10 protein-coding genes and 1 pseudogene are annotated in these 10,117 nt (G+C 71.8%); 8 read left to right on the top strand and 3 right to left on the bottom strand.

Annotated elements, in window-relative coordinates; genetic code table 11:
• Positions 1 to 526: pseudogene (locus ABT116_RS34835) on the bottom strand (phosphatase); the annotation flags it as partial.
• 212 nt (positions 527 to 738) lie between these two features.
• Here ABT116_RS34835 and ABT116_RS34830 point away from each other — a divergent pair.
• A complete protein-coding gene (locus tag ABT116_RS34830; RefSeq protein WP_351642238.1) occupies positions 739 to 1,467 on the top strand; it encodes an ankyrin repeat domain-containing protein in 729 nt (242 codons plus the stop codon).
• Between the two features lie 22 nt (positions 1,468 to 1,489).
• Here the strand turns inward: ABT116_RS34830 and ABT116_RS34825 are convergent, their stop codons facing one another.
• Complete coding sequence (locus tag ABT116_RS34825; RefSeq protein ID WP_104781672.1) at positions 1,490 to 1,672, bottom strand: hypothetical protein; 183 nt, start codon at positions 1,670 to 1,672, stop codon at positions 1,490 to 1,492.
• Positions 1,673 to 1,952: 280 nt separating this feature from the next.
• Between ABT116_RS34825 and ABT116_RS34820 the strand changes: the two genes are divergently transcribed.
• The 7 genes from ABT116_RS34820 to ABT116_RS34790 all read left to right on the top strand — a co-directional run bounded on the left by ABT116_RS34820 (position 1,953) and on the right by ABT116_RS34790 (position 9,027).
• Positions 1,953 to 2,774, top strand: coding sequence for a chitosanase (locus ABT116_RS34820; protein ID WP_351642234.1), 822 nt, complete (start codon positions 1,953 to 1,955; stop codon positions 2,772 to 2,774).
• Between the two features lie 87 nt (positions 2,775 to 2,861).
• A complete protein-coding gene (locus ABT116_RS34815; RefSeq protein ID WP_351642232.1) occupies positions 2,862 to 3,824 on the top strand; it encodes a DMT family transporter in 963 nt (320 codons plus the stop codon).
• Positions 3,825 to 3,882: 58 nt separating this feature from the next.
• A complete protein-coding gene (locus ABT116_RS34810) occupies positions 3,883 to 6,144 on the top strand; it encodes an MMPL family transporter (protein WP_351642230.1) in 2,262 nt (753 codons plus the stop codon).
• 300 nt (positions 6,145 to 6,444) lie between these two features.
• Positions 6,445 to 7,038: a hypothetical protein gene (locus ABT116_RS34805; protein ID WP_351642228.1), complete on the top strand. Its 594-nt coding sequence runs from the start codon at positions 6,445 to 6,447 to the stop codon at positions 7,036 to 7,038.
• A 1-nt stretch (position 7,039) separates the two neighbouring features.
• Positions 7,040 to 7,474 carry a phage holin family protein gene (locus ABT116_RS34800; protein WP_351642225.1) on the top strand — a complete coding sequence of 145 codons (435 nt, stop codon included), beginning with the start codon at positions 7,040 to 7,042 and terminating at the stop codon, positions 7,472 to 7,474.
• Complete coding sequence (locus ABT116_RS34795) at positions 7,450 to 8,154, top strand: DUF3618 domain-containing protein (protein WP_351642222.1); 705 nt, start codon at positions 7,450 to 7,452, stop codon at positions 8,152 to 8,154. Before ABT116_RS34800 ends, ABT116_RS34795 begins: the two co-directional genes overlap by 25 nt.
• A gap of 93 nt (positions 8,155 to 8,247) precedes the next feature.
• Complete coding sequence (locus tag ABT116_RS34790; RefSeq protein ID WP_351642219.1) at positions 8,248 to 9,027, top strand: DUF2382 domain-containing protein; 780 nt, start codon at positions 8,248 to 8,250, stop codon at positions 9,025 to 9,027.
• Between the two features lie 142 nt (positions 9,028 to 9,169).
• Here ABT116_RS34790 and ABT116_RS34785 read toward each other — a convergent pair whose 3' ends face one another.
• Entirely contained in the window at positions 9,170 to 9,937 is a 768-nt protein-coding gene (locus tag ABT116_RS34785) for a sulfite exporter TauE/SafE family protein (protein WP_351642216.1), read from the bottom strand.
• Between the last annotated feature and the right edge of the window lie 180 nt (positions 9,938 to 10,117).

Below are 10,117 nucleotides of genomic sequence, written 5' to 3'. Positions count from 1 at the left end.
GGCCGGTCTCGACGGGGACGACACGCGGCACGTCGGGCAGGGACGGCGGCCGGGCGGCGTCGTCCAGGAGGCGGGCCATGCGGCGGGCGCTGGAGGTGATGTGCCCGCGTTCGCGTGGTGTGCCCCGGCGTGGCCGGCCGGCCGGCCACATCAGCACGAGGCCGCCCCAGGAGCGGCGTACGCCGGTCAGCGGGGCGGCGACCAAGGCGAACGGGTAGGGCAGGACGGCGGCGGCGCGGGGGTACCGGCGGGCCATCTCGTCCTGGCCGGCGATGCTGACCAGTGCGTCGTCGTGGATCGCGTCGGTGACCGGGACCGGCGCGGTCAGGGGCAGCCGCTGCCAGGGGGCGCTGAAGGCCACCGGAAGACCGCACAGGGCGACCAGGCGCAGCACCGGCTCCGCCTCCTCGATCAGGTAGAGGCCGCCGATCGAGGCCCCGGTACCGCGCACGGTGTCGGCCAGCGCGAGCCCCAGGGCATCGTCCGGCGATCCGGAGCCGCCGGGGTGCTCCTTGCTCCCGGGCATGGTGTCCTCCCGCTCCTACCCCGGACGCTACGCCTGGCGGAGCGTGCGGGCATGTCATCCGGACGGGTGCCCGGTTTACTGATGAATGTGCAGGCATGGGGCATGACCGTGGGACGATCGGCGACGGTGGACCTGCCGTTTCGCACAGGCGGCCGTGCCGGCGGAGGTCTGCTGGCAGAATCGGTGGTCCTGGACGGCATGGGGAGGCCGGCTTGCAGACGCTGACATCACGGGACCCGTTGGCCGTCGCCGTCACGGAGACGATCCGGGCCGGGGATCTGCCCGGGCTCCGGCACCTGCTCGCCGAGCACCCCGGTCTCGCCACCGTGAGCATCGCCGAAGAGGGTGAGGACGGCAAGGGCACGCGCAGTCTGCTGCACATCGCGACCGACTGGCCGGGGCACTTCCCCCGCGGTCCCGAGATGGTCGCGGCCCTGGTGGCCGCCGGGGCCGACCCCCGCGCCCGTTTCGTCGGTGCGCACGAGGAGACGCCGCTGCACTGGGCGGCCAGCAGCAACGATGTGCCCGTGCTGGACGCGCTCATCGCGGCGGGGGCCGACATCGAAGCGCCCGGTGCGGTGATCGGCGGCGGCACCCCGCTCGCCGACGCCCGGGGATTCGGCCAGTGGCGCGCCGCCCACCGGCTGATCGAACACGGCGCCCGCGTCACCCTGCAGGACGCGGCCACGCTCGGGCTGCTGGACCGGGTCCGGGCGTGTGTCGAGGCGGACGAGCCGCCGTCACCGGACGAGATCACCAGCGCGTTCTGGGGCGCCTGCCACGGTGGGCAGCTGCCGACCGCGCAGTACCTCCACCGGCACGGCGCCGACCCTCACTGGTGCGGCTACGACGGCATGACCCCGCTCGACATCGCCCGCGCCCAGGACGCCGACGACGTCGTGCGGTGGCTGCGCGACCTGGGCGCGAGGAGCACCTCGTAGCGACCCGCCCCGGCGGGACACCTCACAGGCAGTAGCGCACGAGCCATTCGTCCTGGTTGTACGCGGTGCGCGCCGGGTCGGGCACGCTGGCTGCCCGCTCCTCGACCATGTCCTCCACGCGCACCGGCTCCGGCAGTGCCCCGAAGCGTGCCCGGCGGGCGGCGCTCTCCGCCTCGCTCCCCTGCTGCGACGTCGCCTCGTCCACGGCGATTCCCCTCTCCGGCTGGTCGGTCCGACCGTTCCGCCCTTGGCGGGCACTGAGTGGACGTGCGAGAGGGGCTCTTGGTTCCCGGGGCGTCAACGCGGAGGGACTGGTTCTCGGTGGCGCCGGCCGGAGATCACGGCCTTTCGACGGGCGAACCGGCTTGTTCGACCCTACGAAGTTCCAACTCGGTTGTTTCCCTTGCGCCTTCACAGTGATAGGAAACCTTCCTATCAGTTCTGCACGGCCCGCTCTCCCACCCCCCACTCCGCTTGGAGGCACCGTGAGACACCCTTCGGCCCCGGCCGGCCGCCGTACCGTCCTGGCGCTGTTCGGCGCGGCCCTCGCGACCACCCCGTTCCTGAAGCCGCCGCGCGCCACGGCTTCCGTGGCCGCGATCGGGCTCGACGACCCGGCGAAGAAGGAGATCGCCATGCAGCTCGTGTCGAGCGCGGAGAACTCCTCGCTCGACTGGAAGGCGCAGTACCAGTACATCGAGGACATCGGCGACGGCCGTGGCTACACCGCCGGCATCATCGGGTTCTGCTCCGGCACCGGCGACATGCTGGACCTGGTCGAGCTCTACACCGCCCGCAAGCCCGGCAACGTCCTGGCGCGATACCTGCCGGCCCTGCGCGAGGTCGACGGCTCCGACTCGCACGACGGGCTCGACCCCGGCTTCCCCGGCGACTGGCGCCGGGCGGCACGGGACGCCGGGTTCCGGCGCGCCCAGGACGACGAGCGCGACCGGGTGTACTTCGGCCCCGCGGTCCGGCAGGGCAAGGCCGACGGGCTGCGGGTGCTGGGCCAGTTCGCCTACTACGACGCCATCGTCATGCACGGCGACGGCGGCGACGCCACGAGCTTCCGCAACATCCGCAGGCGGGCCCTGCGGACGGCGAAGCCGCCGGCGCAGGGCGGTGACGAGGTGACGTACCTCCACGCCTTCCTGGACGCGCGGGTGTGGGCCATGAAGCAGGAGGAGGCGCACAGCGACACGAGCCGGGTCGACACGGCGCAGCGCGTCTTCCTGCGCGGGCGCAACCTCGATCTGAACCCGCCGCTCGACTGGAAGGTCTACGGCGACAGCTACCACATCGGCTGACGCCACGGCCCGGGTGGGAATTGGTCCACCAAGCACGCGCGGAAGTGGACCCCTTCCCGGGCCGCCCGGGTGCCTAGCGTCACCTCCATGAACGCCACGACCACAGGCGGGGCCCTGCTCGCCGCGCTCGCCTGCGTCCTCGTCGGAGGGTCCTTCACGGCCAACAGCGTGCTGGGCGACTACCCGTACGCGGGCGGTCAGTTCCTGCGCTACGGGCTGGCCTGTCTGCTGCTCGTCCCGGCGGCCGGTAAGGGCGCAGCCGGCCGGCTGCGAGCCCTGACACCCCGCCAGTGGGGCCGTCTCGCCCTGCTCGCGGCGGTCGGCATGGTCGGTTTCAACCTGGCCGTCATCGCCGCCGAGCGCACGGCGGAACCGGCGGTGCCGGGTGTGTTCGTCGGCTGTGCGCCGGTGGCCGTCGCCGTGCTCGTGCCCCTGCTGGACGGGCGCGGGCCGCAACGGACCGTGCTGTACGGGGCGTTGCTCGTGGCCGTCGGCGCCTTCACCGTCCAGGGCTGGGGACGCACGGACGGCGTGGGCATCGCCTTCTCCGTGTGCGCCCTGGCCGGGGAGGTCGGCTTCGCCGTACTCGCCGTTCCCGTACTGCGGCCGCTCGGGCCCCGGTTGCTGTCCGCCACGGTGTGCGCGGTCGCCGCGGTGGAGTCGGCGGCGGTCGGGCTCCTGGCCGACGGCACCGGCTGGCTGCGGCGTCCGGACGGCGTCGAGACGGCCGCGTTGCTGTGGCAGGCGGTGGTGGTCACCGTGGTCGGCTTCGTGTGCTGGTACATGGGCATGCAGCGGATCGGCGCGGAACGCGCCACCTTGTTCTCCGGTCTCATCCCGGTGGCGGCGGTCTGCACGGCACCGCTCGTCGGCACGGGTTCCTACGGACCCGCACAGGCGGCGGGCAGTGCGCTGGTGGGGCTCGGCGTGGCCATGGGGTCGGGAGCGCTGAGGGGCGTGCGGCCCGACCACCGCGCGCGCAGGCGGGCCTTTCGGGGGAACGGGCGCCCGGAGTCCCACGGAGTCCGCGTGCCTGAAATGCCGGAGTGATCACGCGCACATCTAATGGACGGCACTGACCTCCCGGCCGACACAGGAGACGACGTCCATGCCGCACAGCCGCACCGCTGAAGGGGACCGGAAGGCCACGCGCGGAGGTGCGCTGCGGCGGCTGGGCGAGTGGTGCGCACGCCACTTCGTGATCGTCATCATCGCCTGGCTGGTGGCCCTGGTGGCCCTGCAGGTCGTCAGCCGGGCGTTCGGCGGGGAGTACTCCGACAACTTCTCCCTGCCCCAGGCGCAGTCCCAGAAGGGCCTGGACGTGCTGAAGGCGCACGATCCGCAGGCCGGCGGCTACAGCAGTCAGATCGTGCTGCACGACGACCAGCAGGACCTGACCGCTCTGAGTTCCCAGATCTCCACCACGGTCGCCGACCTGGAGAAGCTGCCGCACGTCCTGTCGGCCCAGAACCCGCTGTCCGCGCAGGGGTCGTCCTCGGGGCAGTCGCAGCAGCAGAACGTCGGGCCACTGTCCGACGACAAGAAGACCGCGTACATCACCGTCCGTTTCAACGTGCAGCCCTCGACGCTCGGCGACGACTACCTGAACGGGGTCGACGGTGCCGTGCAGTCGCTGCGGTCGGCCGGTGCCGAGGTCGAGTACGGCGGGCCGCTCGGTGAGCTCGCCCGGCCGAACGCCGACGACCGGGTGAGCGAGCTGATCGGTTTTGGCGTCGCCGTCATCGTGCTGCTGATCGGATTCGGCAGCGTCATCGCCGCCGTCGTCCCGCTGCTCACCGCCCTGATCAGCGTCGTCGGCGGTCTGGCGATCCTCGGGCTGCTTGCGGCCGCGTTCACCTTCGCGACGGTCTCCCCCACGCTGGCCACCATGATCGGGCTCGGGGTCGGGATCGACTACGCCCTGTTCATGATCACCCGGCACCGGCAGAACCTCATCGACGGCGTGGATCCGGTGCGGGCCGCCGGACAGGCCGCGGCCACCAGCGGCCACGCCGTCCTCGTCTCCGGCTGCACGGTGATCATCGCGCTGGCGGGCCTGTCCGCCTCCGGGGTCGGCTTCATCGGTCTGCTCGGGCTCGCCGCCGCGGTCACCGTCGTCTCGGCCGTCGTCGGCGCGCTCACCCTGGTCCCGGCGCTGCTCGGGCTCATCGGCCGGCGCATCGACCGCTACCACGTGCGCCGCCCCGTCGCCGAGACCGACGCCGAGGCGGGTGACACCCCGCAGGGCACCTGGCACCGGTACGCGCAGCGGGTGGAGCGCAGGCCGCTGCGGTACCTGTCGGCGGGTGTCGCGGTGGTCGTGGTGCTCGCGATCCCCGTGTTCTCCATCCAGCTCGGCCACGTCGGCGACGGCGCCGATCCAACGTCCTTCACCGACCGGCGGGCCTTCGACCTGATGACCGACGCGTTCGGACCCGGGTCCAACGGCCCGCTCACCGTCGTCATCGACCAGACGAACGTGCCCTCCTCGCAGCGTTCCGATCTGGCCTCGAAGGCCCAGCAGACGCTCGACTCCGTGCAGGGGGCCGCCGTCGTCACTCCCCTGACACCCACGCAGGACGGCGATGTCCTGATCGGCACCGTCTACTCGACCAAGTCGCCGCAGAACGCCACGACCACCGACCTGACCAACCGTCTGGTCGACCACACCCTGCCGGACGCGGTCGAGGGCACGGACGCCAAGGGCTATGTCACCGGCACGACGGCGGCCCAGGTCGACTTCCGCGACATCGTCGCCTCCCGGCTGGTCGTGATCATCCTCGTCGTGGTCGGCCTGGCGTTCCTGATCATCCTGGCCGTGTTCCGGGGGCTGCTCGTCGCCGTCAAGGCGGCCGTGCTGAACGTGCTGTCGATCGCCGCCTCGTACGGTGTGGTCGTCGCGGTGTTCCAGTGGGGCTGGGGCGGGCCCGCGCTCGGGGTGCACGGCAAGGTGCCCATCGAGAGCTATGTGCCGATGATGATGTTCGCCATCATCTTCGGCCTCAGCATGGACTACGAGATCTTCCTGCTGTCCCGTGTCCACGAGGCGTGGCTGCGCACCGGGGACGCGAAGGGGTCGGTGGCGCACGCCCTGGAGATCACGGCCCGGGTCATCACCTGCGCGGCGCTGATCATGGTGAGCGTGTTCGCGGCGTTCATCGTCAGCGACAACATCGTCGTCAAGATGCTCGGGCTGGGTCTGGCCGTCAGCGTGCTCATCGACGCGACCGTGGTACGCCTGCTCATGGTGCCGGCCGTGATGACGCTGCTCGGGCGGCACGCCTGGTGGATGCCGCGGTGGCTGGACCGGGTGGTGCCGCACATCGACGCCGAGGGGGCGAAGGCCGAGGTTCGTCCGGCGGCTCACTGAACCGCGACTCCCGGCTCCGCCCCAAATCGCGTACGACACCGGTTGCTTGCGGGCGGCTGGACACCTCACCCCGGACCCCTATGCCCGAAAAATCCGCTTTTGCCGTTTTGGTCTGGCCCGTGTGGTTAATCGAGGAGGGTGCGTGCGGGACGGCAGCCGGAGCTCGAACAGCCGGCGGCGAGCCCTCGCACTCGGCCGGACGCGCCGAAGCGCGGTGATGGACGGCGTAATGCCGTCGCCGCGGGCGGTCAGGACCGAGACGTGACCGCATCCACGGGTGATGCCTGAGGGAGAGGACCCATGAGCGAGATGGCGAACGAAAGCACCAGTCGTGCTCAGCAGGCCGGGCAGACGGCGAAACAGGAGGCGTCGGCCACCGTCGGTCAGGCCAGGGAAGGTGCGAGTCAGGTCGCCGGCACCGCCACCGACCAGGTCAGAGCCGTCACCGGCGAGGCCAGGGCACAGGCCGGTGCGATGGCGGGTGACCTGCGCACGCGGGTCACCGAGGAGGCCGAGAGCCAGACGCGACGTGGAGCGCAGGTGATGCGGCAGTGGGCGGACGACCTGTCCGGTCTCGCGGACAGCGCTGACACGGACTCACCCGCCAGGAGCCTCGTGACACAGGCGGCCGACCGCGGTCACCGTGCCGCCGACTACCTGGACACGCGGGGCGTGGGCGGCCTGGTCGACGACCTGCAGGACTTCGCCCGCCGGCGCCCCGGCGCCTTCCTCGGCGGAGCGGTCGTGGCCGGGTTCGCCGTCGGACGGCTCGCCAAGGCCGGCAGCAAGGCCAACGGCTCCGGCTCGGGCCGGTCGACGCAGCCGCCCACCTCCGGCCCCCCGAGCATGCCCGGGGACGCGGCGCCGGAGCTGCCGGGGCGCGGGGAGGCATGAGATGTCGTCGCTCACGCCCCACGCCCCGCACCGACACGCTCCCAAGCACCGCGGGCAGGAGGACAGCTCGGTCGGGGAACTGCTTTCGACGGTGACGTCGGACGTGCAGCAACTGCTGCGCCAAGAAGCGGAACTGGCCAAGGCCGAGATCCGGGAAGAAGCCACCAAGGCGGGCAAGGCGGCCGGGATGTTCGGCGGAGCCGGTTTCGCCGGTTACATGGTGGCCGTCTTCCTGTCCCTGGCGGCGACGTTCGCCCTGGCCAACGTCATGGACCCGGGATGGGCCGCACTGATCGTCACCGGAGTGTGGGCGGTGATCGGCCTGGTCCTCTACCGCCGGGGCCGCGCGCACATGCGCACCGTCTCGCCGAAGCCGGAACAGACCATGCAGACGCTGAAGGAGGACATGCAATGGGCACGGCACCCGACCGGATAAGGGCCGACATCGAAACCACACGGGAGAGACTGTCCGAGGACGTCTCCCGGCTGGCCGACCGCGCCCGCCCCCGCCGGATGGTACGGCGTCGCACCCGGCGCGTCCGCGGCGCTCTGCACGGGGTCAGGGAACGGGTGATGGGCAGCGCCTCGGAAGTCACCGGGCAGACCGTCGGCCGCACCCAGCAGGCCGCCCAGTCGGTGCAGGAGTCCACCGGGCAGGCCGCGGACACGGCGCGCGAGGCCGCCGGAAAGGTCGCCGGCGCCGCTCGTCAGACAGCCGGGCAGGCCGGTGAAGCGGCACGGCAGGCCCCTGAGCAAGCGATGCGGCAGACGCAGGGCAACCCGCTCGCGGCCGGCCTGATCGCCTTCGGCGCGGGACTGCTGACCGCCTCACTGCTGCCCACCTCGCAGGTCGAGGAGCAGGCGGCAGAGCGGGCCGGACAGGCCGTCGAGCCGGTGAAACAGGCCGCGTTGGAGTCCGCGCAGCAACTGAAGGAGGACGCCACCCAGGCCGGCCGCCAGGCCGCCCAGGAGGTCAAGGACACCGCCTCCGAAGCCGCGCGCGCCACCAAGGAACAGGCCGGAGAGCAGGCCGGGCACGTGACCGAGCAGGCCCGCCGCTCCGCACAGACCACGGCCGATGAGGCACGCGGGCAGACCGGCAGCCCCGGACCGTAGGCGCCCCCCGACTGGTCTGCCGCACTCGGAGCCCAGCACAGCCCGAGCACGACGACCGGATTTATCGATATCAACCATGCAGGAGATACCAGGATGATCACCCGAGAGCAGATCGACACCGTGCTGGACCACCCGGTCCATGACGCAAGGGGCAACAAGATCGGCGACGCCAGGCACGTCTTCTTCGACGACGCCACCGGCGAGCCCGAGTGGGTCAGCGTACGGACGGGCCTGTTCGGCACCAGCGAGTCCTTCGTACCCATCCACGACGCGGCCCTCGTCGAGGACCACCTCGAGGTGCCCTACGCCAAGGACCAGGTCAAGGACGCGCCCAACGTCGACATAGACGCTGGCGGCCACCTGTCCGAACAGGAGGAGCAGCGCCTGTACCGGCACTACGGCATCGACTGGGACGCCGCCTGGCAGGACACACACTCCGGTACCGGCCAGGCGCCCGGCACCACCGGCACCGTCGGCGCCGCCGACGACGCGATGACGCGGTCCGAGGAGGAAATGCACGTCGGCGTCGAACGCCACGAGGCCGGCCGGGCGCGGCTGCGCAAGTACGTCGTCACCGAAGAGCAGCAGTACACCGTCCCCGTACGCCACGAAGAGGTCCGCGTCGAGCGCGAGCCGATCACCGACACCAACCGGGACAGGGCGATGACCGGCCCGGACATCACCGAGGCGGAGCACGACGTCACGCTCTACGAGGAACAGCCCGTGGTGGAGACCAGGGCCGTGCCGAAGGAGCGGGTCCGCCTGACCACCGAAGAGGTCACGGAGGAGGAGACCGTCACCGGAGAGGTCCGCAAGGAACGCATCGAAACCGAGGGAACCGACGAGCAAGGGGACCAGCGGCGCCGCCCCTGACGCCGCGCGCGCGGAACGGGAGGACCGACGACCCTCCTCCCCCCGCCGCCCCTGATGATCCCCGGGCGCCCGGGCAGGAGGACGACGACCCTCCTTCCCGGGCGCCCTGCGTACGCGCCGGGCCGGCCGCACCGGGCCCGGATCAGTGGAGCATCAGGTGGACGAGGGCGACGGTGCCGACCGACACGATCAGGGTCCGCAGGACGGCGGGGCTGAAGCGGCGGCCGGTTCTGGCTCCGACAAGACCGCCGAGCGCCGATCCGGCGGCGATGAGGACCACGGCCGTCCAGTCGAAAGGGGCGAAGAACAGGAACAGCACGGCGGCGACGGTGCTGACGACCGCCGCCAGCACGTTCTTCACGGCATTGAGCCGCTGGAGCGTCTCGTCGAGCAGCATGCCCATCAGGGAGACGTAGATGATGCCCTGTGCGGCGGAGAAGTAGCCGCCGTAGACGCTGGCCAGCGTCAGGCCCGTGAACAGCAGGGGACCGCCGTCACGACGCACGGGGCCGCTTCCTGCCTCGCGACGGCGGCGCACCCTTTTCGCGATCCAGGGCTGGCACGCGACCAGGACCAGGGCAAGGCCCACCAGGACCGGCACGATCCGTTCGAACGCCGAGGCAGGCAGGACCAGCAGCAGCACGGCGCCGGTGAGACCGCCCAGCACCGCACCGATGCCGAGCAGCAGGACGCGCCGGCCCTGGCCACGCAGTTCCTCGCGGTAGCCGAAGACGGCGGTGACGGAACCGGGGACCAGACCCAGCCCGTTGGACACCGTGGCGGTGACCGGGGGCAGTCCGGCGGCCAGCAGTACCGGGAAGGTGATCAGCGTTCCTGAGCCGACGACGGCGTTGACGGCTCCGGCGCCCGTGCCGGCGGCGAGCACGGCGGCCATCTCCCAGGGCGTCACGCCGTCGCTCCGCCGCTGGTGCCGTTACCGGTGAGATTCATGGGGTCACGCTAGAGGGTGGATCCTTCGGCGGCCGTCGAAGGGTGCCGGAGCAGGAGGCGGCGACGGCCGCACATTCTGCCTCGCACTCGGCGTACTGACCGAGCGAGATCATCTGCTGGGCGCGGTCCGAGCGCAGCT

Source organism: Streptomyces sp. NPDC002130 (assembly GCF_040296465.1).
Classification (GTDB): Bacteria; Actinomycetota; Actinomycetes; order Streptomycetales; family Streptomycetaceae; genus Streptomyces.
This window is presented reverse-complemented; position numbering and strand designations above follow the sequence as displayed.